We start from the raw sequence: 25,782 nt of genomic DNA on the forward strand, positions 1-25,782 counted from the left end.
GGACCGCCATGAAAAAAACAGCCTCAAAACAAAAACAGTTCAAACGTTTGATTCCACTCATCCTATTGACAGTTGCTTTAGGGGCATGCAGTGCGACAAACACCAGCTCAACCAGCACTAGCTCTTCTAGCACAAGTAAGACAACAACCACCAAGACATCTGATTATTTTACCAAGCGTGACCAAGACGCTTCTTATGATGAATCAAAAGCAACTAAAATTAGCTTGAGTGGATCATCTGCAAAGACTTCTGGTTCCGGTGCAGAAGTGTCGGGCTCTACGGTGACAATTACTAAAGCTGGGACTTATGTCTTGTCTGGTTCAAGTGAAAATGTCCAAGTTGTCGTTAAAGTTGGCGACCAAGACAAGGTTCAACTCGTACTGAATGGGGTCAGGATGACTGGAACAGATGCTGCTATTGTCGTAGAAAATGCAGATAAGACTTTTATCACGCTTGCAAAGGGCAGCAAGAACACGATTTCGGATTCTGCTAATCACAAGAATACAGACTATGACGCTACGATTTACAGCAAGGACGACCTCACTTTCAATGGTTCTGGTAGTCTGACGGTCGAAGGCAATTATGGCAATGCTATTGAGTCCAATGATGATTTGCGCATTACAGGCGGAACCTACACGATTAAAGGTTATAAAAACGCTCTTTCAGCGAATGACGCAATCAATATTAAAGACGCGACAATGAATTTGACCGCAACGGAAGACGCCATTCATGCGGACAATGATGAAGACACATCGCTAGGCAATTTCTATATCCAATCTGGAAAGATTACCATTAACGCTGGAGATGATGGTATTCACGCTTCTAATACGGCTCTTATTGACGGCGGTACAATTAAGGTTGAAAAGAGCGAAGAAGCGCTAGAAGGCAAAACCGTCACCATTAACGGTGGGGATTTAGACCTGACAGCCAATGACGATGGAATCAATGCAGCAGACGGTAGCAGCAGCGAGAGCGCTCCAGGGCAAGCGACTGCTGGTGTCAGTCTGACCATCACAGGTGGTAAGGTCAAGGTTAATGCCCAAGGTGACGGCTTGGATTCTAACGGAGATTTGACCATTTCAGGTGGAGAAGTCTATGTGGACGGGCCGACAAATGGTGGCAATGGTGCTCTTGACTATGACGGCAATGGCACCATTACTGGCGGAACCGTTGTAATGGTCGGCAGCAATGGCATGGCAATGGGCTTTGGATCAAATTCCAAACAAGCTTCCATCCTTGCGAATGTATCAGGCAGTGCTGGAGACAAGGTGACGATTACCGATTCGTCAGGCAAAGGAATCCTCAGCTATACCGCTGCTAAAAATTTCCAATCCGTTCTCGCTAGCTCAGCTGCTATCAAAGACGGTGAAAGCTACACCATTACAGTCAATGGACAATCTACGACCGCAACAGCTAGCCTGACTACCCAAAATGGAAACGGCATGGGCGGAGGTCCTGGCGGACGGTGATGATAGACAAAAGAGGCTGGGGAAACCCAACCTCTTTCGTTTGACCTTTGCTTAATCGTCAAGGTGTGATAGTGTTTTAATCGCTAACCATTGTGATAGAATTAAAACTAAGAAAAATATATGAAATAATAAATCACGTATAATTGGCATATTTCTACAAATAAATAAAGAAATGAAAGGGGAACAAACAAACCAAATAGCTTGAAAAATAACAATCTTTTTTTTCATACTTAATAACTCCTATTTCCATGATAATATAATGGACTGTGGTAACTAGATGTATCAGCAACTCCGACATTAAAGCTACCAACCTGACCAATACCAATTCCAGCTCCGATTGAAGTGGTTGTTGATGTATTTCTATACAAATGACCGTTTAAAGTAAAGTGTATTCTATTGGCATCGGGTAAAGCGTATTGAAAATTTCCTTGGAATATTAAACTTCCAGAATAATAACCTGCATAAACAATTCGTTTTATTCCTCTAAACCAACCGCTTTTACTAACTTCACAATAAAAATAGACATGTCCTGCATTATTTGGAATATAAGAAATTAACGTATCATCTTGATATGTAGCACCACGTAACACTACATATGAAGTTTCTTCATTTAGCTGAGCATTTCTAGCTTGAGAAGTGCTCTTATTGGGGAATAAAGTACGTTCAGCTTCTGCAAAACTAACGCCTGTATTACTAACATAATTGGCTAAGATTTCATCTTTAGTAACTGTTACAACATCAAAATTTTTAACAGTAGTTTCATCAGCTTTTACAGTCGTTCCAATGCCAAAGACTAGAACTAAGAAACTTAAAAAGCTAATAAACATTAAACCTAAACGCCTCATAGTGTTTCCTCCTTTTTATAAAATCAAATTGATAAAACTACAGCTCTAATTATAAATCCTCCCTTCTGACGAACTGCTTAAAGAACTCCCCTTTTTTCACTTTCAATGTATCACAAAAATAAGAAGAAACAAGTCTATTTTTGAAGGAAAATTTATGATATAATAAAGTTGATAACGTTAAAAAAACTAGAGCGAAACAACTCTAGTTTTTTTGCATGCTCAGCCTAAAATCTCTAGAATCTCTATCAAATTATCAACAGTCCAATCTGGTGCTTCTGCTGGATTCGTTACGTGGGTCAAGCGGCTAAATCTCTGTCGGATCCAAATGGTTTGCATTCCAAGTTGTTTAGCCGAAAGAATATCATTATACAAACGGTCGCCAATCATCACAGCGCCTTCAGCCAAACAGTTCGCTTGTTGGAGAGCTAACTCAAAAATAGCGAGATCAGGTTTTGCCAAGCCAACATCGGCAGAGGAAATCACCAGATCAATCCAAGAATCAATACCAAATCTTCCCAATCTTGCTTGCAAGTTCGGTAACTGGTTGGCAATAATCCCAATCTTGTAGTGCTGGTGAGAGTTTTCAGCACTTGCTTGCAGTCAGGATACAGCACCTCTAAATCAGATCTCCAAGACGGACGCTTCAGACCACAATCGTTCAGAGCTTCCCCATCGCCCTTTTTGTTTTCCTTAAAATAGTGAATCATAGTTTGATAAAATGCTGAATAAGAAATATTAGTATCAGCAAGAGCCTGTTTAATCCGCTCTTGATAGGCTTTCTCTTCATTTACCAAAGTTGAGCCAACATCAAAGAATAACCAATCAATCTGTTTCATGCTGAACCTCTAATAAAGATTGATGTCTCCGCTGACAGCTTGGATAGCAAGAGAATCTGTAGAAGTTGATACTTTATGACGGATTGTGTTGCCAACAATTTGGTGGCTTGGCTGGAGCTGCTCAGAAATAGAAATATCTCCATGTACCGTTTCAATATCATAGCTAAAATCATGGTGCAGCAGATGAAGTGAAATATCTCCGCTTGTCGTTTGAATAGAAGTTTTACCAGCAATTTCTAAAGAATGCGTATCGAAATCCCCTGACACGAGAGACAGCTTACAATCCGTCAACTTGACATGCGCTAGATGAATATCACCACTGATAAGGGTAACATTGGTTTGTTGCAAATGGCAATGCCGCATAGTCAGATCGCCACTTGAAAGCTCAATCATTCCTTTTTGTGTTTGAAGATGAGATACAGCTACATCGCCAGAAGTTGCTTGAAGTGAGGATGATTGAAGAATCTTGCCATTCGGGATTTGAATGCAAATGGGATGACGATCTAAACCATTTTTCATGACATGAATAACCCAGTTCAAACCACTAGGGTTTGCTGCTCCTTTTTCTGTAATGTGCCACTTCTCGTTTTGAACAGTAGAAATGATTTGATTGTTGCCTTTTCCATTATAGTATTTGATGTGGAAAAAATCATCAGGTGAAGGCTCAATCAGAATATCTTGCGTGGTGACATCAATATGTAATTCAGAGATTGTTGCATAGTCTTCAAAGATATAAGCATTGTCGGTATATGATTGGTGATTGTGTGCAGATGACTGGTGTTGAGGACGAGTTGACGTTTCTTCTGCTTGATTTGCTGAAAGTGAGCGAATAATCTCTTCGGCTGCGTCTTTGGGATCTCCCAACTCCTCAATGACTTGTGCTTCATTTTCAGGTCCGGCTTCTTCAAAGTATTCCGTAAAATAATCCATTGCTTCTTTATAATCTGCTTCTGGCAATGTTTTCAAGTATTTCTCTAGTGCGGCTAAATAGTCAGTTTTTGTCATGGCGAATGCCCCCTTCTATGATACCGTTGACTGTCGCTGTATATAACTTCCACTCCCTTTTAAGGGTGTTTAACTGCTTTCGTCCCTCTGGAGTAAGGGAGTAATACTTCCGTTTTCGACCTTGATATTCTTGCGAGTAAGTTGTTAAGTAACGATTCTTTTCTAACTTTTTTAAAATAGGATATAAGGTTGATTCCTTGATATTGGCAATCAATTTAATCGTTTGGCTAATCTCATAGCCATAGGAATCTTCACTTTCCAAAATCGCTAGAATGAGAAATTCAATTAGGGTAGAAGATGTTGGAAAATACATGAGCCACCTCCTATGTATAATATTTTTATATATAATTTTTCTATACATAGTATAGTGCTTTTCACTTTCAAAGTCAAGAAAATATATAAAATTTTTATATATTTTTAAAATGTAAGTCTAAAACTATTTTCTTTTCTAGTTTTTTGAGACAGCACATCTGTGATTTCCCTAGGTTTGTTGTAAATAAACCTTAATTCTAGCTTAATTCCTCAATTAAAGAATGTTTTGTATTGAAAAATAGCGTTAGAAAATGGTAAAATATATTAAGTCTTATCTAGAAGTAAGACAAAAGTGATGAATATGATGAAAAAACATAAAATAATTTTTAAATTTCTTGGACAGACGCTGCTTTATTTTGTGATATTTCTAGCGTTGCTTTATTTCTTTAATTATCTTGGTCAAGGCCAAGGTGGTTTTATCTATAATGAATTTTAGGAGCAGACTGTGACCAATTCAGTAATTAACGACATGATTGAAACGATTGAGTATTTTGCTCAGTCTCAACCAGATTTTCCAGTTTACAATGTTCTCGGAGAAGTTCATACTTATCATGATTTGAAAGTGGACTCAGATTCCCTTGCTGCAAAGATTGATAGCCTTGCGCTTCCTGAGAAATCACCAGTGGTGGTGTTTGGTGGGCAAGAATACGACATGCTGGCAACCTTTGTAGCTTTGACGAAGTCAGGGCATGCTTATATTCCGATTGATAGTCATTCAGCTCTGGAGCGCGTGACAGCGATTGTGGAAGTGGCACAGCCTAGTCTCATCATTGCAATCAATGACTTTCCGCTGAAAGATGTGAACATACCAATTCTTGACTTGGCAGCAGTTCAAACTGCTTTTGCAGAAAAAAAGCCTTACCAGCTTACACATTCTGTTAAAGGGGATGATAATTACTATATCATCTTCACTTCAGGAACGACTGGAAAGCCAAAGGGTGTGCAAATCTCGCACGATAATTTGCTCAGTTTTACCAACTGGATGATTACAGATAAGGAATTTGCGACTCCAGCTCGTCCGCAAATGTTGGCGCAGCCACCTTATTCTTTTGACTTATCGGTTATGTACTGGGCGCCAACCTTGGCACTTGGAGGAACACTTTTTGCAGTTCCGTCTGCCATTACGCAAGATTTCAAGCAGCTATTTGAGACTATTTTGAACTTGCCAATCGCTATTTGGACATCCACGCCGTCTTTTGCAGACATGGCAATGCTGTCTGAAGATTTCAATGCTGAAAAAATGCCAGGCATTACACATTTCTACTTTGATGGGGAAGAATTGACGGTTAAAACGGCTCAAAAATTGCGTGACCGTTTTCCAAATGCACGTATTATCAATGCTTACGGTCCGACAGAAGCAACTGTGGCTCTATCTGCCGTTGCTATAACGGATGATATGCTGACAAATATGAAACGCTTGCCGATTGGCTATACCAAAGCGGATTCTCCAACTTTTGTGATTGATGAAGACGGAAACAAATTGCCAAATGGTGAGCAAGGAGAAATCATTATATCTGGACCAGCTGTATCAAAAGGTTATATGAACAATCCAGAGAAAACAGCCGAAGCATTTTTTGAGTTTGAAGGATTACCAGCTTATCATACAGGTGATGTTGGTACTATGACAGATGAAGGTTTACTGCTTTATGGCGGTCGTATGGATTTCCAAATCAAGTTCAATGGTTTTCGTATTGAATTAGAAGATGTTTCCCAAAACCTGAACAAGTCTCAATATGTGGACTCAGCTGTGGCTGTACCGCGTTACAATAAAGATCATAAAGTACAAAACCTTCTAGCCTATGTCATCCTGAAGGACGGGGTTAAGGAACAATTTGAGCGTGAAATTGACATCACCAAAGCTATCAAAGAAGATTTGCAAGATATTATGATGTCTTATATGATGCCTTCCAAATTCCTTTATCGGGATTCCTTGCCATTGACACCAAATGGTAAGATTGATATTAAGGGTTTGATTAGCGAGGTCAACAACCGATGATGGATTTCATAAGACAGCTTCCTCACTTGGAACCGTACGGGGATCCGCAGTATTTTGTTTATATCATTTTAGCCGTTTTGCCAATCTTTGTTGGTTTATTCTTCAAAAAAAGATTTCCCATTTATGAAGCTCTGGTCAGCTTTGCTTTTATCATTTTTATGCTGACTGGACCGAAGTTAACGCAAATTTATGCGCTACTGTTTTACGTTATTTGGCAGATGATTTGGGTTTGGTCTTACAAAATTTATCGAAAAGCAAGAGACAGCAAGTGGATATTCTACTTGCACATTGCTCTCTCTATCTTGCCGCTTTTCCTTGTAAAAGTGACGCCGGCGATTGATGGACATCAATCACTCTTAGGCTTTTTAGGAATTTCCTACTTAACTTTCCGTTCAGTAGGAATGATGATTGAGCTGCGGGATGGTGTTCTAAAAGACTTTAGCTTATGGGAATTTCTACGTTTCATGCTCTTTATGCCAACTTTTTCAAGTGGGCCGATTGATCGTTTTAAGCGGTTCAATCAAGATTATGAAAATATCCCTGAGCGTGATGAACTGCTAGATATGTTGGAGCAATCCGTTCAATACATAATGCTTGGTTTCTTATACAAGTTTATTCTGGCACATATTTTAGGCTCAATGATTTTGCCTCCTCTCAAGCAATATGCAGTGCAAATGGGTGGTATCTTCAACCTGCCAACTCTAGGAGTGATGTATGTATTTGGATTGGATTTATTTTTTGACTTTGCGGGTTATTCCATGTTTGCCCTCGCTATTTCCAATCTAATGGGCATTAAAAGTCCGATTAACTTTAATAAACCTTTCGTTTCGCACGATTTGAAAGAGTTTTGGAATCGTTGGCACATGAGTCTGTCTTTTTGGTTCCGTGACTTTGTATTTATGCGGTTGGTCACAGTACTTATCCGAAATAAAATTTTTAAAAATCGGAATACCACTTCAAGCGTGGCTTATACCATCAACATGTTGGTCATGGGTTTTTGGCACGGTGTGACTTGGTATTATATTGCTTATGGACTTTTTCATGGTCTAGGACTCGTTATCAATGACGCTTGGGTGCGGAAGAAAAAGACCATCAATAAAGAGCGGAAAAAGAAGAATTTGCCACCATTACCAGATAACAAATGGACACAAGCAGTGGGGATGTTTATCACCTTTAATGTTGTAATGTTTTCATTCTTAATCTTCTCAGGATTTTTGAATGACTTATGGTTTAAAAAATAAAAAAGGAGTTCTCTAATGGACGTAAAAGCAGAAGTATTAGAAATTATTGATGATTTATTTATGGAAGATGTATCAGACATGATGGACGAAGATTTGTTTGATGCAGGCGTTCTGGATAGTATGGGAACAGTTGAATTGATTGTTGAGTTAGAAAATCGCTTTGATATTCATGTTCCAGTATCAGAATTTGGTCGCGATGATTGGAATACGGCTAATAAAATTATTGAAGGTGTAACGGAGCTTCGCAATGCTTAAACGATTGTGGCTCATTTTAGGCCCAGTTTTCTGCGCCTTTTTGATGGTGGTGGCTTTACTATTTTTCTACCCAACCAAGCAACAACATGATTACCAAGCTGAAAAGCGCTCAGCCGTTACTTTGACGGCGGGAAGTTTCAAGGGAAGAATACAAAAAGTACGTACTTTGACAGATAAAAAGCACCGCTTTGTTCCTTACTTTGGTTCAAGTGAATGGCTGCGCTTTGACAGCATGCATCCTGCGGTTTTGTCAGAAAAATACAACCGCAATTACCGTCCGTATTTTTTGGGGCAACGGGCAGCAGCATCTCTTACACAATATTTTGGTATGCAGCAGCTGCTTCCTCAACTGAAAAATAAAACAGTCGTGTATGTTGTTTCTCCTCAATGGTTTACCAAAAAAGGCTACAGTCCAGCAGCATTTCAACAATATTTTAATAGTGATCAATTGACCAGTTTCTTGCGTCAGCAAGAAGGAGATATTGCTGCTCAGTATGCGGCTAAGCGTCTCTTACAACTGTATCCGACAGTGGCTATGAAAGACAATGTAAAAAAAGTCGCTGCTAATCAGAAACTGTCAAATTTTGACAAGCAATATATTCGTCTTATTAGTCGTTTGAATCAGCGGGAGGATGCTCTTTTTAGCTCACTATTTGCCGAACGCAATGCAAATTATGAAAAATTGGTTCAGCCTCAAGTCAAGCGTTTACCAAATAAATTTTCCTACGAGGATTTAGAAAAATTTGCTATTAAAGATGCGCAAAAAAATACTAACAATAATAACTTGGGAATTGATAATAAGTTCTATCGTCGCCGTTTGCGAAAGCATTTAAAGAAGCTCAAAGGTGCGCAGGGAAAGCTATCCTATGTCAAGTCTCCTGAGTATAATGACTTACAGCTTGTTTTGAAGCAATTTGCAAAGTCAAAAACGAATCCAATCTTTGTTATTCCCCCTGTCAATGCAAAGTGGATGGCCTATACTGGTTTGAGTCAAGAAAAGTACCAACAAGCGGTGAAGAAAATTCGTTATCAGTTGGAAAGCCAAGGTTTTACCAATATTGCAGACTTTTCAAACGATGGTGGGAAACCTTATTTTATGCAGGACACCATTCACATGGGCTGGCTTGGCTGGCTGGCGTTTGATAAGGCTGTCAATCCTTTTATTTCCAATCCAAAGCCTGCTCCGACTTACCGGATGAATGATCGATTCTTCAGCAAAGAATGGGCAAATTATGACGGAGCAATTGAGAATTTTAAATAAGAAAAAGAAAACACGAACAAAGATTTTAACTAGTTGGTTGCTAGTTTGCTTGTCCGTGTTTTTTTATATGGAGAACTAGAGAATTTTATGAATCCGTTCATTTTTCTATTGTATTTTGGAAAGATAGCTGTTAATCCAAGACGTATTGCTCTATTGCTTGAGCAACTCCTCCCTCATTGTTTGTCAGAGTGACTATAGTAGCTTGCTCTTTGACTGCTTTAGGAGCATTTCCCATAGCCACTCCTAATCCGGCCAATTTCAGCATGGGGAGATCGTTGAAGTTATCACCGATTGCCATGACTTGCTGGAGAGGGATTTGGTAAAAATGAGCAATCTCTTGAAGAGCATTTTCCTTAGAAACCTGTTTAGCTGTAACTTCTAGATAATTCTCTTTTGAAAGATAAAAGGCTGTTTTAGAAAAATCTGTGTTTTGCAGATAGTCGTGAAGATTTTGGATGATGACTGCTTCACCTATCAGAAGAAGTTTGTGAATAGAAGCACGCCCTTCTACAACAGAGACTAGAGATTGAAGGATAAGATTTTCACCGGTAATATCTGCTTCTTCCTGAACCCATTTGTCAATCTGTTCAGCAAACCAATCCTTTCCTGAATAGAGATTGATAGCTACAGCTGGAAACTTCTCTTGGACGAGCTCTAGCAGACAACGAACTTCTTTTTTATCCAAAGCGTGTTCCATTAAAATATCATAATTCTGAGGATTTCCATTGATGACAAGAGCACCATTGTAGCAAGCCAATGGATTGTCAATGAGACCAAGCTGCTGTGCGATTGGCTCCATGCCAAGTGGTGAACGTGCAGATGCCAACACAAAAGGGATTCCTTTTTCCTGCAAAAGAGGAAGCTGTGTTTTTAGCTGATAATCAACTTGGTGTTGGTCATTTAAAATAGTACCGTCAATATCGCTTATGATAAGGCGGATAGGTCGTTTGTTCATAAAATTTCTTCCTTATAAGCATGATATCATTGTGGGGTGATAATCAGAATGTTCATTTTTCTTCTTTGTTATTATTTTAACACAAAAAAGAATTTTTGAAAGCGGTTTAACTGTTTTCTATTAAGACAAATTTAAGCAAAACAAGGTATATTATAACTAATCCTAAAAAAACTTTTTTCATCATAATCCCCTAAACAAAAAAGCAGTCTTTCTCGATTGCTTTTTTGTATGGAATTCATGTTATAATGAAATCATGTTATCAAAAGAATTTAAACACATCATGCAGACAGATACAGTCGCAACGGCTAAGTCCTTGTTAGGTATGCAATTGTGCTTAGACGGACAAGTGTTGGGACGAATTGTTGAGACAGAAGCCTATTTGGGAGCTAAAGATAGTGCTTGTCATAGTGCGCATGGCAAACGAACATCGAAAAACGAGTCTATGTATTTATCTGCTGGACACTGGTATGTCTATCAAATCTACGGACATCAAATGTTGAATCTAGTCACAAGAGCTGAGAATGTCGCAGAAGCTGTCTTGATTCGAGCCTTGGAATTGCCAGACGGGACATTGCTTGCCAACGGCCCAGGAAAATTAACCAAATTTGCAGGGATTACCAAGGAATTTGATGGTCAAGGTTTGACCACTTCAAGATTGCAATTGGTAGGAAATGCTGTCCCGTTTCAAATTGGCTCGCGCTCTCGAATTGGCGTGACCTGTACAGATGAATGGCGAGCTGCGCCTCTAGGCTTTTATGTTATGGGCAATCGGCATGTTTCTAAAATTTCGAAGGTAGGTTTACTGCCAGATGCTAAGACATGGAAAATAGATAATTAAAAAAACAGAGTGGAGAAAAGAGTCCAACAACTGAAAAAGGTTCACTCTCCATTCTGTTTTTGATTTTTATAAAATTTTATCAGATTTCTCTACATAAAAGAGGGCAATAATCATAATGATTGTAAGAATGAGCAAGACACATACAGCAGGTAGCCAAGAATGGAAGAAATCGGCACTATAACCAAATAGAGCTGGTCCAAAAGCAGCTAGTAAATAACCACCTGTTTGTGCTAAGCCAGATAGCTGAGCAGTTTGTTCAGGGCTACTCGTTTTTGTTGAAAAAGTAACCATAAGATATGGGAAAAGAGCACTCACAGCTGACCCAATGAGGATATTGGCAATAAGCCAATAAAAGAAATCATTCGTTTGAATTAAGAGCATGCTAATGCCAAAGACACCTGCAGCAGAGATAATTGCTAACATTATCATACGATGACGAGGAGATAGCCGTGTTGTCAAGCTAGGAATGGTCATTGAAAAAGGTAGACTAATCAAGTTAAAGACAGAGGCTAAAACTCCAGCAGAAGCATTTGAAATGCCGGCTTGTATTGCCATAGTTGGTAGCCAGGTTAGGCAAGTATAAAAAAGCAATGATTGCAAGCCACCAAAAATAATAATAGCCCAAACTTTTTTATTTTTCCAGATAGAGCTACCTTGGTGCTCTTTATTTTTGTTCACTAAGAAATGGTTATAAGATGTGTTTGGTAGCCAAATCAAAAATGCTAAAAGACAAACCATTGTCAAAAAAAGGACAAGACCTTGCCATGAAGTTGCTTTTGTTATCGGCACTGCAATAGAAGAAGCAATAGCGGTTGATAGCCCCATAGAGGTTACATACATGGTTGTCAAGAGTCCAATCCGATGCGGTTGATTGGCTTGGATGACACTTGGAAGTAAAACATTAAGTACTGCAATGGAAACTCCAATGAGAATCGTCCCCACATAAAGAAGTGGTAGATTAAAAATCCGAATCAAAGAGCCAATGGTAAGCAGAGCAAGGACGAGAGTAAAAAGCCGTTCGAGCCCAATTTTGCTCGCTAAACGCGCCGAAAATGAAGAGCATAGAGCAAACATGATTAAGGGCAGACTGGTCAAAAGACCGAGGGAACTAACTGAAACATGAAGCCCGTTGGCAATGTCTGTTAAGACAGTTGGAAGCGTTGTAAAGGGTGTCCGCAAAGCGACACCCACCATGATAATTCCTGGTAATAAAAAGATAGAATGTTGTTTTTTCATAAATTCTCCTAGAAGGGTTCTTAAAAAAAATTATACCATAGAGATAGTCAAAATTATAGCCCTATATTAGTGCATTAGCTCAAGATAGTAGGCTGTAATAGTGGCTTCATCGATTTTATTTCGTTGTCCCAACCACCAAGTAACCGTTTCGATAAAAGTTGTCGTGACATAGTTTTTTAAAAATGGTTCTGGTAAATCAGACTTTTGTGCCAATAGCTTCTCACGAATGAGAGGAAAAAGATAATGCTCTAGTTCTAATTTTAAACGATTGATAAAATAAATATTTTTAGACAATAATAAAGTGGCTATTTTATCTTGGTTTTTCCTGAAATGGTAAAAAATATGAGCTGTTGCGTCAAAAAGTTCGCTTGCTTGGTAGCGCTCAACAAACGTATGCTGGAACAAATCTTGGCACATTTCTTCAAGTAGTGCCTCTTTTGTCTCAAAATGAGCATAGAAAGTCGACCGACCGACATCTGCAAGGTCAATGATTTCTTGAACTGTGAGGGACTCATAGCTTTTTTGATTCAAAAGAGTGAGAAAAGCCTGATAAATGGCTGCGCGTGATTTTTTAACTCGTCTATCCATCGTTTCCGAACAAATCTCCTTAAATGTACACTATCAAACGAAGCATTAGATTTGTTTCTTGTTTCCTCCGTTAAAATAGTAGATAATATAATTGAACAAAGTGTTTTGTTTTGAATACATTATATAATAAATAAAATCAAATCTCAATGTGCGATTAGAAGGAGACAATAATGAAATCAAGTAAAAATGTCTGGATTGCATTTCTGTTAAATTTTTCGTTTGCGATTATTGAATTTATCTTTGGAGCTCTATTTAACTCCAGTGCTGTACTGGCAGATGCGGTACATGATACAGGAGATGCCTTAGCGATTGGCTTGTCGGCGTTTTTTGAAAAAATTTCCAACAGACGAGATGATAAGAAATACACACTAGGGTATAAACGGTATAGTTTGCTGGGGGCTATGTTGACCTCTACCATTTTGATAGTGGGATCTATTCTCATTCTGGTTGAAAATGTTCCCAAGCTGTTTGCGCCTGAACGGGTGAACTACGACGGTATGCTTGTCTTAGGAATTTTTGCAATTGTAATCAACTTTGCAGCCAGCAGAGTGGTTAGCCATGGACATACACACAATGAATCCATTCTGAGTCTGCATTTCTTAGAAGATATTTTAGGCTGGTTGGCTGTAATCTTCGTATCCTTTATTCTTCGCTTTACAAACTGGTATTTCCTTGACCCATTGCTTTCGCTCATCATTTCGACTTTTATCTTGAGTAAAGCACTGCCAAAGTTTTGGGAAAATGTTCAAATCTTTCTTGATCACGTACCGAGTGATGTGAACTTGAATGATCTTTATGCAGAGATTCAAACAATCGAGAATATCCAAACAATCACTCAGCTAAATGTTTGGACAACCGATGGGCTAGAAAAATTTGCGATGATTCATATTTGCATGAAACATCTCGAACAACAAGCAGAAACTCAGCAGCGCATTCGCCAACATCTCAAAATGTATGGAATTACAAAAGTAACCATTCAGACAGACGAAAGTTTAGATGAGCATGAAGAATGCTGTATTGGTGAGCAACAGTGAGGGGCAGAGAGTTTAAGACAGATGTTTATGTTTTAAACTCTTTGTTTGTATGCTTTCTTTTTAATGATTGTTGAAAATCTTTTATAAATTCTTGCGATTCCTAAAAAATATAGATTTGTGTTATTTTAGGATATAAGGAAGAATTGTTAGAATGTATTAAAGAAGGACAAATCTTTGATATAATAAGCTTATCAAAAAGTATATGTATATGCTTGGTTTGAAAGGTTCAGAAAAAACAAACGTAGGGGTATCTTTAGCCTTTGAGTATGATCAGGGTTATCCTAATAGTTTCATTGCAACATTTGTACTTTCCCCAACTGTTAAGAAAACGGAAACGAAAACAATCGTAAACGAACAGGAAGTAGCTAAGGCTTAAGCAACTTACGACAACGCTGTTAAGGCAGACCAAGACGCTAAAGCTAAGCTTGCTGATGCTCAAACTAACTACGATACTGCTACAAAAACTTTAGCAGATGCTCAAAAACAACTTTCTGATTTGCAATCAGGTAGTGTTGATATTCCCGCTCTTGAAAAAGCGGTAGTAGATGCTCAGATAAGGCATCATTGCAATCTGCTAAGGAAACTCTTGCAGTAGCTAAGGCTAGTGCGGTTGATAAAGCCAATGCTCTTTCTAAGGCTCAGGCTGAACTTGTAAAAGCTAAATCAGAAAACTTAAAAGCTCAACAAGCTCTTTCTCAAGCTAAGGAAGAACTAGAAGTGCTTACCAAAGCTAATGGGGTAGCTAAGCAGGCTGTTGAGTCTGCGACAGCTAACCGTGACAAAGTAAAAGTTCTTGCTGATGAAGCTAATAAAAAGGCTCAAGACCTTGAAACAGCTTTAACTAACAAACCAGTTGTACTTAAAGAACTTAATGCTAAACTTGCAGAAGCTCAAACTAAGGCAGCAGCAGCTCGTGCAGAGCTTGAAACTGCTAAAGAAGCACTTGCTAAGTTGCAAGCAACAGCTAAAGAAAAGGTTGCTAAGTACAATGAATTAGCTAAATTTAAAGATAAACAAGACAAGGCTGAAGCTGATGCTAAACGTTTGCAAGATTTGAAAAATAAGGCTGATGAAATCCGTAAAAATGGAGGTCAACCTAAAGAAGTCCTTGATGCTAACGGTAATGTTGTAGATGTTATTGATGCAGCGGTTAAAGAAGTGCCTACTAACTCTAAGGTAGTTCCTGTAACTTATTCACGGGTTGAAAGAAGCAAGCAGCTACCAAACACAGGCTCAAAAAGATCTATACTTGGTTTACTAGGACTTAGCCTGCTAGTAGGTCTAGGATTGGGATATAAAGGAAAACATAGAAGAGGATAGGAAAATGAGTAACACAAGAAAATTTTTAAAATAATTTATCAGATATAATTTATCCATTAGAGGTTTTGCTGTAATGAATCAAGGAAATTATTTGGAAGCAACAAAAGGTAAAGAAAAATTTAGAATTTTACCAGTAACTAGAACAATTCCGATAGATTCTGAAACCACTACAGTTGAAGCAAACTATGATTCTGTTAAGAAATTCCAAAAATACCATAATGAAAAGTATATTGATTGTATTGCTTATGGAATAAGTAAAGTTTCAGATAATGAGATTAAGGGGCTTGAATTATTTATAATTCCTATTGCAGAATTTGAGAAATATGTCCAACCTGACCAGAAAACAGGGGATGTTCTATCTAGAGCTTCTAATCACTATCATTACAATTATGCAAAATATAGTCACCCAATCAATGAGCTTATTCATAGCTCTTGGATAAGCAAGTAAAAAAAGAAAAATCTTCTTACATGGTGTAGGAAGATTTTTATATTCCACAAATGATTGAAAAGACTATGCTATTCTACTTATTTTTAGGAATGAAAAAAGCCCTAAGAATCTTCTAGGACTTCTCATTCTTCGATTGTTGACTTTCTTTTTTATTTCAAAAAAGGTTGCCATAGAACTGATTTCAAATGATTTGTAATGAAATTCAATATTTCAAAAATCGCATGAAATCAAGGTTTTTAGCATGTACTGAAATGTAATGAAACCTTATTTAACTTCTGTAAACACTACATGTTTACGTAATTTTGGTGAGTATTTCTTCAATTGAAGACGGTCTGGAGTGTTACGTTTGTTTTTAGAAGTAAGGTACAAGCGTTCACCAGATGCTTTGTGTTCAAGTGTGATATTTACGCGCATGGTAGCTCCCTTCTATTATTCTGCTGCTGCAGCTTTGGCGATTTTACGTCCTTTGTAGTATCCTTTGAGGGATACACGGTGAGAACGTGAGTAATCTCCGGTAGTTTCGTCAAAATGTACAGATGGAGCTGTAATTTTGTAGTGAGTGCGGCGTTTGTTTTTCTTCGCTTTTGAAGTGCGACGTGCAGGTACTGCCATTTTCTTTATTCTCCTTTTAATATAAGTTCGATTCAATCTCTTTGATTTTCATCAACTGTAATAGTATATCAAAAAAATTTTGTAAAGTAAAGTTACTTGACAGATTTTCTTTTACTTTTTGGAAAATAGCAGAGCATGCTAGCTTTTTAGAGAAAATATACCGAAACAGTCCTCAAAATCTGTTACTTGTGGTAAAATAATTATATTATATGAATGAAGAGGAAAGCTATGAAATTACAAAAACCCAAAGGGACTCAGGATATTCTCCCTCAAGAGTCTGTCAAATGGCAATATGTAGAAGAATTTGCTCGCAAAACGTTTAAAAAATATCATTACGCAGAAATTCGCACCCCGCTATTTGAGCATTATGAAGTGATTAGTCGTTCTGTTGGAGACACGACTGACATTGTAACCAAAGAAATGTATGATTTTTATGACAAAGGCGACCGTCATATCACATTACGCCCAGAAGGAACAGCACCAGTTGTACGTTCTTATGTGGAAAATAAGCTCTTTGCACCAGAAGTCCAAAAGCCGGTGAAACTTTATTATATGGGCTCTATGTTTCGTTATGAGCGTCCTCAGGCTGGACGTTTGCGTGAGTTTCATCAGATTGGTGTAGAGTGTTTTGGATCCAACAATCCTGCGACTGATGTGGAGACAATCGCCATGGCAGCTCAATTTTTCAATGAAATTGGTATTCAAGGTGTAACGTTGCAGTTGAATAGTTTGGGGAATGCAGAGAGTCGCGCCGCTTACCGTCAAGCATTGATTGATTATTTGACGCCGCTGAAAGACAGTCTTTCTAAAGATAGCCAGCGTCGTCTGGAAGAAAATCCTCTCCGTGTGCTAGACAGTAAGGAAAAAGAAGATAAACTTGCTGTTGAAAATGCACCCTCTATCCTGGATTATCTAGATGAAGAAAGCCAAACTCATTTTCAAGCTGTGCGTTCGATGTTGGAATCACTAAAAATTCCTTATGTTATCAATACCAACATGGTTCGTGGATTGGATTATTACAATCATACGATTTTTGAATTTACTGCAGATGTGGCGGGCAATGAATTGACAATCTGTGCAGGTGGTCGCTATGATAGCCTTGTTGCTTATTTTGGTGGCCCAGAGACGGCTGGTTTTGGCTTTGGAATGGGCGTGGAGCGCCTGCTTCTTGTTCTTGAAAAGCAGGGTGTGGCATTGCCGCTGGAGGATAGCTTAGACGTTTATGTTGCAGTTTTGGGAGAAGGTGCTAATAACAAAGCGTTGGAAATTGTACAAGCACTTCGTAAGCAAGGATTTACAGCTGAACGTGATTATTTAAACCGTAAGTTGAAAGCGCAATTCAAGTCAGCAGATACTTTTTCTGCTAAAGTGTTGATAACTCTTGGCGAAAGTGAAATTGAAAGTAACCAAGTTACCGTCAAAAACAATCACACTCGTGAAGAATTAACGGTTGATTTAAATCAGATCCAAGAAGATTTTCAAACAATTTTTGAACAACTGGGGTTTTAATTTAAAAAGGGAGAAGGCCAGTCAAATGGCTTTTTTTCTCATAACATAGTAGAACGTTGAAGTAGAAGTGGAGAGAACAATGAAAAAAATAATCATTCCGTCTGTAATTCAGTTTCTAATTGTTTTTTTGATTATAGGAGGAATTGCCTATTTTGTAAGAGGGGATTTCTTTTTTCGGTTTTTAGCACCGATTTTTGGCTTAGCAGCAGGGCTATTGCGCTTAGCATCAAGTTATGTGGTCAAGGTTTTGCATCCTGAATTATATGACAAAGAAAGTAAGAGGTGAGTCGTCATCTTCTTTTGTGAAATATTACGTTAAGATATGAAGATTTTGAAAAGCATGTCTTCTTTTTCATCGCTTTTGTGGTAAAATAGTAAAAGAATTAAAAGTTTGGAGAATAAAAATGAAACGTTCAATGTATGCTGGGCGTGTTCGTAGTGAACATGTTGGTCAAGAAATCACTTTGAAAGGTTGGGTGTCCCGTCGTCGTGACTTGGGAGGGTTGATTTTCATTGATTTGCGCGACCGTGAAGGCATCATGCAGCTAGTTATCAATCCTGAAAATGTGGCTAAAGAAGTCATGGAAATCGCTGAAAGTTTACGAAGCGAATATGTGATTGAAGTGACTGGAAAAGTAGAAGCCCGTACGCAGGCGAATGATAAATTGGCAACGGGATCTGTTGAACTACACGTGGAGAATCTGACAGTTCTCAATACGGCCAAAACGACTCCATTTGAGATCAAAGACGGTATTGAAGCGAATGATGATACCCGTCTCCGTTACCGTTATTTAGACCTTCGTCGTCCTGAAATGTTGGCAAATTTGAAATTGCGAGCTAAGGTAACACATTCTATCCGCAATTACTTGGATGAGTTAGAATTTATTGATGTGGAAACGCCGTTTCTTACTAAGTCAACTCCAGAAGGGGCGCGTGATTATTTGGTACCAAGTCGAGTGAACCAAGGTCATTTCTATGCTCTGCCACAAAGCCCTCAAATTACCAAGCAACTGTTGATGAATGCTGGATTTGATCGGTATTATCAAATTGTAAAATGCTTCCGTGATGAGGATTTGCGTGGAGACCGTCAACCAGAGTTTACACAGGTTGACTTAGAAACTTCTTTCCTATCTGATCAAGAAATTCAAGATATTACAGAAGGCTTGATTGCTCGAGTGATGAAAGAAACGAAGGGGATTGAGGTTACATTACCATTCCCACGAATGAAATATGATGATGCAATGGCTTTGTATGGAAGTGATAAACCAGATACACGTTTTGAGATGCTATTGCAAGACTTGACATATCTTGTCAAGGGAATTGACTTCAAAGTTTTCTCAGAAGCACCAGCCGTTAAAGCTATTGTTGTGAAAAATGCAGCTGACAGCTATTCGCGAAAAGATATAGATAAGTTGACAGAGCAAGCAAAACAGTATGGAGCAAAAGGACTTGCTTGGGTGAAAGTGGCATCAGGTGAACTAAATGGACCAGTTGTTAAGTTTTTGAAAGACTTGACAAGTGACTTGACAAATGCTTTACAGCTTGAAGACAATGATTTGGTTCTTTTTGTAGCGGATACTCTAGAAGTTGCCAATGCAGCACTAGGTGCTTTGCGTATACGTTTGGCAAAAGAGTTGGGCTTGATTGATGAATCGAAATTTAATTACCTTTGGGTTGTGGATTGGCCAATGTTTGAATGGTCGGAAGAAGAAGGTCGTTATATGAGTGCACACCATCCCTTCACTCTTCCACAAGCGGACACAGCCCATGAATTAGAAGGTGATTTGAGCAGGGTTCGTGCTATTGCTTATGATATTGTCTTGAATGGTTATGAATTGGGTGGTGGAAGTCTTCGTATTAACCACAAAGATTTGCAAGAACGAATGTTTAAAGCCCTTGGTTTTTCTGAAGAAGAAGCTACTGATCAATTTGGTTTCTTGCTAGAAGCAATGGATTATGGTTTCCCGCCACATGGTGGACTGGCAATTGGCCTCGATCGCTTTGTCATGTTGCTGGCTGGTGAGGAAAATATCCGCGAAGTGATTGCTTTCCCTAAAAACAACAAAGCAAGTGATCCAATGACTCAGGCACCAAGCATAGTTGACGCCAAACAACTTGAAGAATTAAGTTTACAAGTAGAAACTCATGAAGAAAAGTAAGATTTACAAACGATTGCGTTATTATTTGCGCCGTCTAGCCTATGATTTTAAGTTGATACGAGTACTTAAGAGTATTTCTCGTGAGAAATACGATGAAAAGATTTCTGCTTCGCTCATTTATGGTTTTCTATCTGCGGTTGCAGTGAATCTTTTCTTTCAACCGGGACATGTTTATTCAAGTGGTGCGACTGGATTGGCACAGATTTTAGCTGCTTTAAGTACACGTTTTTTAGGATTTACTATTCCGGTTTCTGTGACTTTCTACCTCATCAATATCCCGCTGATGATTTTGGCTTGGTATCAAATTGGGCACAAGTTTACGGTATTTACTTTTATAACCGTTTCCATGAGCTCGCTGTTTATCCAGTTTGTTCCTGAAGTGAGTTTAACAAATGACCCGATTATCAATGCCTTGTTTGGTGGGGTCATCATGGGAATGGGAATCGGCTTTGCTTTGCGTTCCAATATTTCTAGTGGTGGGACGGATATTGTCAGCTTGACGGTTCGGAAGAAAACCGGCAGAAATGTGGGAAATATTTCCTTTATGGTCAATGGCATGATTATGATTATTGCCGGTGTGACTTTCGGCTGGAAATATGCACTATATTCGATGATTACGATTTTTGTGTCAAGCCGTGTGACAGATGCAGTCTTTACTAAGCAAAAGAAGATGCAGGCGATGATTATTACCAGTCATCCCGAAGAAGTTGTTGATAAAATTCATAACAAATTGCATCGTGGTGCAACCATGGTTAATGGTGCAGAAGGAACTTACAATCATGAAAAAAAGACTGTTTTGATTACAGTTATTACGCGTGCTGAATTTAATGAATTTAAACATATTATGCGTAAAACTGATCCGCATGCTTTTGTATCGGTAGCAGATAATGTTCACATTCTTGGACGTTTCGTAGAAGAATAAAATATCAGATTGGTTTGTTTAGCCAATCTGATGTTTTTTGTTATATGACTTTCAGTCTGTCTCGTGGTTTTTAGTGCGAGACAAATAAAACAGATGTTACGATTATTTAAGTACGAGAACTTGTTTTGCAGGGACAGTATAGGAATCTCTGTTAGTATTGAGAGGAACGTCAAGGCTGATCTCTGGGTAGTTGATAAAAATAGCTTGTTTATCCTGATTTGGATAGCTAAATGCTTCGTTTCCAAAGTTAATGAGGATTGTGATTTGATCTTCTTTTTCTTTAATTTTATATTCGACCACAGAATCAGTTAGCCATTCGATAGAACAGTAATCTTTAATTTCTGTTCTTGTTTCCAAACTGAGGAGCGGATTTGCTTTTCTGAATTGGACTAACTGGCGAATAAAATCTACGTCTTTCTCATATTCAATGGAGCGTAGCCAATCAAGACGGTTGATGGTGTCTGGAGTATTATAAGTATTATCCATGAGGTTTTTACTGCGGAAAAACTCTTGCCCGCTATGGATGAATGGTACTCCCTGAGCTAACAAAGTAATATGCAAAGCAAGTCGTGCATCTGCTAACCGCTTATTTAGAGAGATATCTGGCTTTTTAATTGTAAAATAATCAAAAGCCGTTGCATCGTCATGGCATTCCACGTAGTTGATAGCTTGCTGGGGTGCAATAAAATGTGCTGTTTCCGTTAATCCAACATTAGCTGTCAATACATTTTCTATCGTATCTATTGGTTTGGAATCTTGGATTTGACTTCCTTCTAAAATCGTTTCTTTGATTGTATTGCGGAAGTGGTCGCTGAAAAAACCATAGTTTGGTAATTGAGCGGCGTTGAATTGATGTGCAAGTCGATTGCTATCCAGTCCGGTAGCCATACGCCACCCTTCTCCATACAAATAAACATTTGGATAAAGAAATTTCAATTCCTCTGCAATCTGCTTCATGGTTTCCATATCTAAAATACCCATGAGGTCAAAGCGGAAGCCATCCATTCCATAAAGAGTTAGCCATTGTTTGAGGGAATGCTTAATATAGCTACGAACCATTGCCCGCTCACTTGCCACATCGTTCCCACAGAAAGTCCCATTTGTCAAATTACCGTTGTGATCGTAGCGGAAGAAATAGCCTGGGACGATTTTTTCAAAAGCATAGGCTTTAGGATCGTAGACATGATTGTAAACGACGTCCATGATAACACTAATGTCGGCTTGATGATAAGTAGCGATTGCTTCTTGCAATTCAACGATTCTTGTATAAGGATCATGTGGATTCGTTGCAAAGCTACCGTCAGGAAGATTGTATTGCATAGGGTCGTAGCCCCAGTTATACACGAGTTCTGGATGATTTTCATCAACGCTGCCAAAATCATACAAAGGCATGAGCTGAATGTGGGTTACTCCAAGCTGTTTGATGTAATCCATTCCTAAAGTATGCTCTTGCAATTGCGGAGACTCTGTTAGGGATTTGAATTTACCAGGGTAAGAAAACTCGGCTTCTTTTTGCATGGAAAAATCTCGCACACTCATCTCGTAGATAACAGCTTTTGTTATTGGAATTTGTGTTGCTGCTCGGTGAATTAGGCGAGTAATTTTCTCTGGATTGACAACATAACTAACGCCAGAATTGCTTTCTGAAGATAAGGCATAAGGATCGTGTACTTCCACCCAATGACCATTCACTTTGTGTAGATAGTAATAAGCAGCCCCATCAAAGTCTCCAGAGACTTCTGTTTGCCAAACTCCTTTTTCTCCGAGCATCATTGGGTAAATGTCATTTTGCAAATGAAGCAATACTTGTTCAGAAATTGGTGCCCAAAGCTTAAAAATAGTTGCTTGTGGAGTATAATGAGCCCCTAAATCGCTTCCGTTGTAGGTAAATGTTTGGTCAAAAATCGGTTTTCTCACAATATGGCGAAATTGTAAGAATGTTTTATTGCGATCTTGGTCGTAAATCCAATAATGGCTAGCTAAATCTAACGGCTCAAGAGGAGCAAGACGGTATTGCACGAAGTTGTCATGTTCTCCTACAGCTCTTATCCGTAAAGTTTCTGCACGATCAACCGTTTCAATTGTAAATTGTAATGGTTCGGCATAAAATTGTTTTTCTAACTCAATAGTGATGAGACTTTGGTCATCTAAATAGGCTTGGAATGTTCGGAAAGCCATAAACTTCCTTTCTTTATCGTTCGATAATGCGATGTGGAATCAATTGGCGATAGCAAATTTGTCGATTTTCTTTGGTATCATTGATAATTTGTAGAATAGTCTTGAACGAAACCCGCCCTAGCTCTAATGTGTTAATGTCTACATAAGCTGTTAAATCAAGTTTGGGTTTAATAGAGTCAAAGGCTAGAGTGGGAACAGACAATTGATTTTCATTTAAATAATTACAAACTCCTTCTGCTAGCATACTGTCTGTTGTGATAATAGCATCAATTTTTGTATCATGACTGAGAAGGCGCTTGGTAAATTGATATCCTTTGTCTTCCAAAAATTCATTTGCAAAGGCTGTATTTTGAGGGTCAAGCTCTAAGTGATAATCCTCTAGTGCTTTTTGATACCCTTTATAGCGATCTTGCGTTACAAATAGTCTTTTGCTACCACCAATAAAAGCAATATTGTGGCAGTCTTTTTTGATAAAATATTCTGTTGCGTCATATCCAGCTTGGATATTGTCATTATCCACCAAAGGAATAAACGGAGAAAGCGATTTTCCTAAAATTAAGAAAGGAAATTGTTCTTCACTGACCATTTTCACTAGTGGATCATTTTCTTGAGAGTAGAGAAAGATGAGTCCGTCCACACGTTTTCCCAAAACCATTTGGGAAATGGCTTCCATGCGTTCTTTTTCATTTTTCCCGGTTGCAATTTGGATAGCGTAGTGATGCTCGGAAGCCACCTGAGCAATTCCGCGGAAAACAGAAGGAAAGAACGGATTTTGATAAAAAGTGTCTGAATCATCAGGTAAAACAATCCCAATGACTTGTGTGTAACTGCTAACAAGACTACGTGCATTGAGATTAGGGTGATAATTCAATTCTTTCATAGCCTTGCGGACTCTTTTTTTTGTTTCATCGCTAATGCTGGATTTGTTTTGAATCACACGGGTAACGGTAGAAGGCGAAACTCCTGCCAATTTAGCAACTTCTTTAATAGTAACTCGCATAAAAAACCTCCTACTTTTTCATTTTTTCATCACGGAAATGTGTCCGATAGAAAATAATGACGAGATAAAGAACAAAAAGAATGTTTTGAATGGTAATCATAGTGGTCATGGCTTGACCGAACAATAACCCTGCTGCAACAGCAATCAAAGTTGGCAATCCCAAACAGTTCAAAGCAAAGTGATAGCATTCTTTGACTGTTTTAAAGGAGAAGAGACGGGATTTTTTCGTTAAATAAAGGAAAAAAGTAGCACCTAGAAGGACAATAAAGAAGTTTAATGCCAATAGAAATCCTGAAATCAGAACCAAAAATAGACTGACTGTCACACGATTTTGTTGGAACCAGTCTTGAGAAATGGCAGCACTCAGAGCGGCTTTATCTTTCAAAGCAGCTTGATTAATATGCTGGTATTGAATTTCTGCTAGTTTTCTTCCTTTTTTACTAATAACCAATTGCTTTGGCTCAAAAGCAAGCGTTAACTTTTCTTCTAAGGTTGTATTCTCTTTTCCAAGAAAGACAGTTCCCGTTTTGCTATTGTGAGTTGCTTGCTGGCCAGAATAGCTAAATTGATGATTTTCTATTTTAGCGTTCTCTGCAATATCAGCCATCGTTTCTTTTGTTAGCGAGTCAAAAACACCGTCTACAAAAGTGGTGAGTGGGTAACTTTTGAGTGAAGCATTTTGAATCGCAATTGGTATCATGGATAAGGAAATTAAAAAGACACTAGTGAAAATCAGCTGAAACCATGTCAGCAATTTCCGATTAGCAAAAGGCTTTTTAAAACCATAAATACTGGAAAAATAATTAAATGGATAAGGTAACATAAGACACTCTTTCTAAAAAATTATAATCAGGTGATAGCTAATAAAATTAAATTTATTAGCTATCATACAACTATAAATAAAAGAGGGTGGGACAAGATTATCCCTTGTCGCCACCACTTGTTAAACCAGATACAAAGTTCTTTTGTAAGAAGAAGAATAAGATACAGATTGGCAAGGCAATCAAGATAGCACCTGCTGAGAAGTAGGCAATCTTCAAATTCTTCACATCACTAACAAAGGTTTGTAAACCAACAGCAACTGTATAGAATTCTTTTTCACGAAGTAAGAAACTAGATAAGATGTAGTCTCCGAATGGTCCCATGAAAGCCCAGAGAGCTTGTACAGCAATCATTGGACGAACGAGTGGCAGTACAATTTGCCAGAAGCGTCTGAAGTGCCCAGCACCGTCCAATTTAGCGGACTCATCAAGCGAGATAGGCACAGTATCAAAATATCCTTTCATGAGCCAAGCGTTCATTGGGATACCACCGCCGACATAAAGGAAGATGAGGAACCAACTGTGGTTGAGCGCATTTAACATCAAAGCCATAACGAAGAAGGCGGTCAGGGCAGCCATTGTTGGCACCATTTGAATGATTAAGAAGAAAACCAAACTTTGTTTTCTAGCGAGGAAATTATAACGGCTATAAGCGTAACCAGCTAGTACAACTATACTTGTTTGGATAATCATTGTCAAGATGGCAATGATTAAGGTGTTAAAGTACCAAGTACCGTATAGAGTTTCGGTAAAGAGCTTGCTAAAGTTTTCAAAACTGAAATTAATATCAGTATCCAACTTAAACGCAAGGACATTCCCTGTCTTGAAAGCAGACATAATCGTAATCAAGAGAGGATAGATAATGATAATAGATAAAGCCACTAGATAGAAATAAGTTAAAAAGTGGTTTAAACGGCGTTTAAATTTAATAGAATTATTCAT

Annotated in this window: 25 protein-coding genes and 2 pseudogenes; 14 read left to right on the top strand and 13 right to left on the bottom strand. The window is 38.4% G+C overall.

The genetic code is table 11. The features are described 5' to 3' along the window. Positions 1–8 precede the first annotated feature (8 nt). A complete protein-coding gene (locus ACOMA9_RS05530; RefSeq protein ID WP_330945146.1) occupies positions 9–1,469 on the top strand; it encodes a carbohydrate-binding domain-containing protein in 1,461 nt (486 codons plus the stop codon). Between the two features lie 230 nt (positions 1,470–1,699). Here ACOMA9_RS05530 and ACOMA9_RS05535 read toward each other — a convergent pair whose 3' ends face one another. From ACOMA9_RS05535 to ACOMA9_RS05550, 4 genes and pseudogenes are all read right to left on the bottom strand, one after another. Next, the gene (locus ACOMA9_RS05535; protein WP_003026739.1) at positions 1,700–2,314 is read right to left on the bottom strand and encodes a hypothetical protein; all 615 of its coding nucleotides are present in this window, start codon (positions 2,312–2,314) and stop codon (positions 1,700–1,702) included. A 219-nt stretch (positions 2,315–2,533) separates the two neighbouring features. Beyond that, a pseudogene (locus ACOMA9_RS05540) lies at positions 2,534–3,150 on the bottom strand (HAD family hydrolase). A 9-nt stretch (positions 3,151–3,159) separates the two neighbouring features. Then, positions 3,160–4,155, bottom strand: coding sequence for a DUF4097 family beta strand repeat-containing protein (locus tag ACOMA9_RS05545; protein WP_270207192.1), 996 nt, complete (start codon positions 4,153–4,155; stop codon positions 3,160–3,162). Further along, a complete protein-coding gene (locus tag ACOMA9_RS05550; protein WP_126467953.1) occupies positions 4,142–4,468 on the bottom strand; it encodes a PadR family transcriptional regulator in 327 nt (108 codons plus the stop codon). Before ACOMA9_RS05550 ends, ACOMA9_RS05545 begins: the two co-directional genes overlap by 14 nt. Positions 4,469–4,771: 303 nt before the next feature. On the opposite strand from ACOMA9_RS05550, the gene ACOMA9_RS05555 reads away from it, so the two are divergent. From ACOMA9_RS05555 to dltD, 5 genes are read left to right on the top strand one after another with little or no spacing between them, the layout of a single operon-like run. Continuing rightward, positions 4,772–4,903, top strand: a complete 132-nt coding sequence (locus ACOMA9_RS05555) for a teichoic acid D-Ala incorporation-associated protein DltX (protein ID WP_021002226.1) — start codon at positions 4,772–4,774, stop codon at positions 4,901–4,903. A 33-nt stretch (positions 4,904–4,936) separates the two neighbouring features. Next, positions 4,937–6,463, top strand: coding sequence for a D-alanine--poly(phosphoribitol) ligase subunit DltA (gene dltA / locus ACOMA9_RS05560; protein ID WP_414079131.1), 1,527 nt, complete (start codon positions 4,937–4,939; stop codon positions 6,461–6,463). Continuing rightward, the gene (gene dltB / locus ACOMA9_RS05565) at positions 6,460–7,704 is read left to right on the top strand and encodes a D-alanyl-lipoteichoic acid biosynthesis protein DltB (RefSeq protein ID WP_151380374.1); all 1,245 of its coding nucleotides are present in this window, start codon (positions 6,460–6,462) and stop codon (positions 7,702–7,704) included. The genes dltA and dltB overlap by 4 nt, the downstream gene beginning before the upstream one ends. 15 nt (positions 7,705–7,719) lie before the next feature. Next, complete coding sequence (dltC, locus tag ACOMA9_RS05570) at positions 7,720–7,959, top strand: D-alanine--poly(phosphoribitol) ligase subunit DltC (protein WP_003026725.1); 240 nt, start codon at positions 7,720–7,722, stop codon at positions 7,957–7,959. Then, positions 7,952–9,220, top strand: a complete 1,269-nt coding sequence (dltD, locus tag ACOMA9_RS05575) for a D-alanyl-lipoteichoic acid biosynthesis protein DltD (RefSeq protein WP_330945149.1) — start codon at positions 7,952–7,954, stop codon at positions 9,218–9,220. The genes dltC and dltD overlap by 8 nt, the downstream gene beginning before the upstream one ends. A 130-nt stretch (positions 9,221–9,350) precedes the next feature. Here dltD and ACOMA9_RS05580 read toward each other — a convergent pair whose 3' ends face one another. After that, entirely contained in the window at positions 9,351–10,175 is an 825-nt protein-coding gene (locus tag ACOMA9_RS05580) for a Cof-type HAD-IIB family hydrolase (RefSeq protein WP_151380372.1), read from the bottom strand. A 253-nt stretch (positions 10,176–10,428) separates the two neighbouring features. Between ACOMA9_RS05580 and ACOMA9_RS05585 the strand changes: the two genes are divergently transcribed. Then, entirely contained in the window at positions 10,429–11,013 is a 585-nt protein-coding gene (locus tag ACOMA9_RS05585; RefSeq protein WP_247906463.1) for a DNA-3-methyladenine glycosylase, read from the top strand. 66 nt (positions 11,014–11,079) lie between these two features. Here the strand turns inward: ACOMA9_RS05585 and ACOMA9_RS05590 are convergent, their stop codons facing one another. Both ACOMA9_RS05590 and ACOMA9_RS05595 read right to left on the bottom strand, forming a co-directional pair. Next, positions 11,080–12,249 carry a CynX/NimT family MFS transporter gene (locus tag ACOMA9_RS05590; protein ID WP_151380371.1) on the bottom strand — a complete coding sequence of 390 codons (1,170 nt, stop codon included), beginning with the start codon at positions 12,247–12,249 and terminating at the stop codon, positions 11,080–11,082. Between the two features lie 66 nt (positions 12,250–12,315). Next, the gene (locus tag ACOMA9_RS05595; protein ID WP_021002220.1) at positions 12,316–12,837 is read right to left on the bottom strand and encodes a TetR/AcrR family transcriptional regulator; all 522 of its coding nucleotides are present in this window, start codon (positions 12,835–12,837) and stop codon (positions 12,316–12,318) included. A gap of 170 nt (positions 12,838–13,007) precedes the next feature. Between ACOMA9_RS05595 and ACOMA9_RS05600 the strand changes: the two genes are divergently transcribed. From ACOMA9_RS05600 to ACOMA9_RS05610, 3 genes and pseudogenes are all read left to right on the top strand, one after another. Then, the gene (locus tag ACOMA9_RS05600; protein WP_049533139.1) at positions 13,008–13,871 is read left to right on the top strand and encodes a cation diffusion facilitator family transporter; all 864 of its coding nucleotides are present in this window, start codon (positions 13,008–13,010) and stop codon (positions 13,869–13,871) included. 331 nt (positions 13,872–14,202) lie between these two features. Beyond that, positions 14,203–15,191: pseudogene (locus ACOMA9_RS05605) on the top strand (LPXTG cell wall anchor domain-containing protein); the annotation flags it as partial. A 73-nt stretch (positions 15,192–15,264) separates the two neighbouring features. Then, positions 15,265–15,639, top strand: a complete 375-nt coding sequence (locus ACOMA9_RS05610) for a hypothetical protein (protein ID WP_247905380.1) — start codon at positions 15,265–15,267, stop codon at positions 15,637–15,639. A gap of 264 nt (positions 15,640–15,903) precedes the next feature. On the opposite strand, the gene rpmG is transcribed toward ACOMA9_RS05610, so the two are convergent. Then, positions 15,904–16,053, bottom strand: a complete 150-nt coding sequence (gene rpmG / locus ACOMA9_RS05615; protein WP_003026692.1) for a 50S ribosomal protein L33 — start codon at positions 16,051–16,053, stop codon at positions 15,904–15,906. Between the two features lie 15 nt (positions 16,054–16,068). Beyond that, the gene (gene rpmF / locus ACOMA9_RS05620; protein WP_003026691.1) at positions 16,069–16,251 is read right to left on the bottom strand and encodes a 50S ribosomal protein L32; all 183 of its coding nucleotides are present in this window, start codon (positions 16,249–16,251) and stop codon (positions 16,069–16,071) included. Positions 16,252–16,479: 228 nt separating this feature from the next. Between rpmF and hisS the strand changes: the two genes are divergently transcribed. The 4 genes from hisS to ACOMA9_RS05640 all read left to right on the top strand — a co-directional run bounded on the left by hisS (position 16,480) and on the right by ACOMA9_RS05640 (position 20,841). Further along, a complete protein-coding gene (gene hisS / locus ACOMA9_RS05625; protein WP_421424852.1) occupies positions 16,480–17,760 on the top strand; it encodes a histidine--tRNA ligase in 1,281 nt (426 codons plus the stop codon). Positions 17,761–17,839: 79 nt separating this feature from the next. After that, complete coding sequence (locus ACOMA9_RS05630) at positions 17,840–18,046, top strand: hypothetical protein (RefSeq protein WP_003027825.1); 207 nt, start codon at positions 17,840–17,842, stop codon at positions 18,044–18,046. 118 nt (positions 18,047–18,164) lie between these two features. Next, positions 18,165–19,919 (top strand): aspartate--tRNA ligase, encoded by a 1,755-nt coding sequence (aspS, locus tag ACOMA9_RS05635; protein ID WP_421424854.1) that lies wholly within the window; start codon positions 18,165–18,167, stop codon positions 19,917–19,919. After that, entirely contained in the window at positions 19,906–20,841 is a 936-nt protein-coding gene (locus tag ACOMA9_RS05640; protein ID WP_003027823.1) for a YitT family protein, read from the top strand. The genes aspS and ACOMA9_RS05640 overlap by 14 nt, the downstream gene beginning before the upstream one ends. Positions 20,842–20,943: 102 nt before the next feature. On the opposite strand, the gene pulA is transcribed toward ACOMA9_RS05640, so the two are convergent. The 4 genes from pulA to ACOMA9_RS05660 all read right to left on the bottom strand — a co-directional run bounded on the left by pulA (position 20,944) and on the right by ACOMA9_RS05660 (position 25,782). Next, positions 20,944–23,019 (bottom strand): type I pullulanase, encoded by a 2,076-nt coding sequence (gene pulA, locus ACOMA9_RS05645; protein ID WP_421424856.1) that lies wholly within the window; start codon positions 23,017–23,019, stop codon positions 20,944–20,946. A 13-nt stretch (positions 23,020–23,032) separates the two neighbouring features. Then, complete coding sequence (locus tag ACOMA9_RS05650) at positions 23,033–24,019, bottom strand: LacI family DNA-binding transcriptional regulator (protein ID WP_003027820.1); 987 nt, start codon at positions 24,017–24,019, stop codon at positions 23,033–23,035. A 10-nt stretch (positions 24,020–24,029) separates the two neighbouring features. Continuing rightward, complete coding sequence (locus ACOMA9_RS05655) at positions 24,030–24,842, bottom strand: DUF1189 domain-containing protein (protein ID WP_247906466.1); 813 nt, start codon at positions 24,840–24,842, stop codon at positions 24,030–24,032. A 97-nt stretch (positions 24,843–24,939) separates the two neighbouring features. Then, positions 24,940–25,782 (bottom strand): sugar ABC transporter permease, encoded by an 843-nt coding sequence (locus tag ACOMA9_RS05660; protein ID WP_049514631.1) that lies wholly within the window; start codon positions 25,780–25,782, stop codon positions 24,940–24,942.

Origin of the sequence: Streptococcus atopicus (genome assembly GCF_049166725.1) — a bacterium.
In the GTDB taxonomy this organism is placed as follows: domain Bacteria; phylum Bacillota; class Bacilli; order Lactobacillales; family Streptococcaceae; genus Streptococcus; species Streptococcus hominis.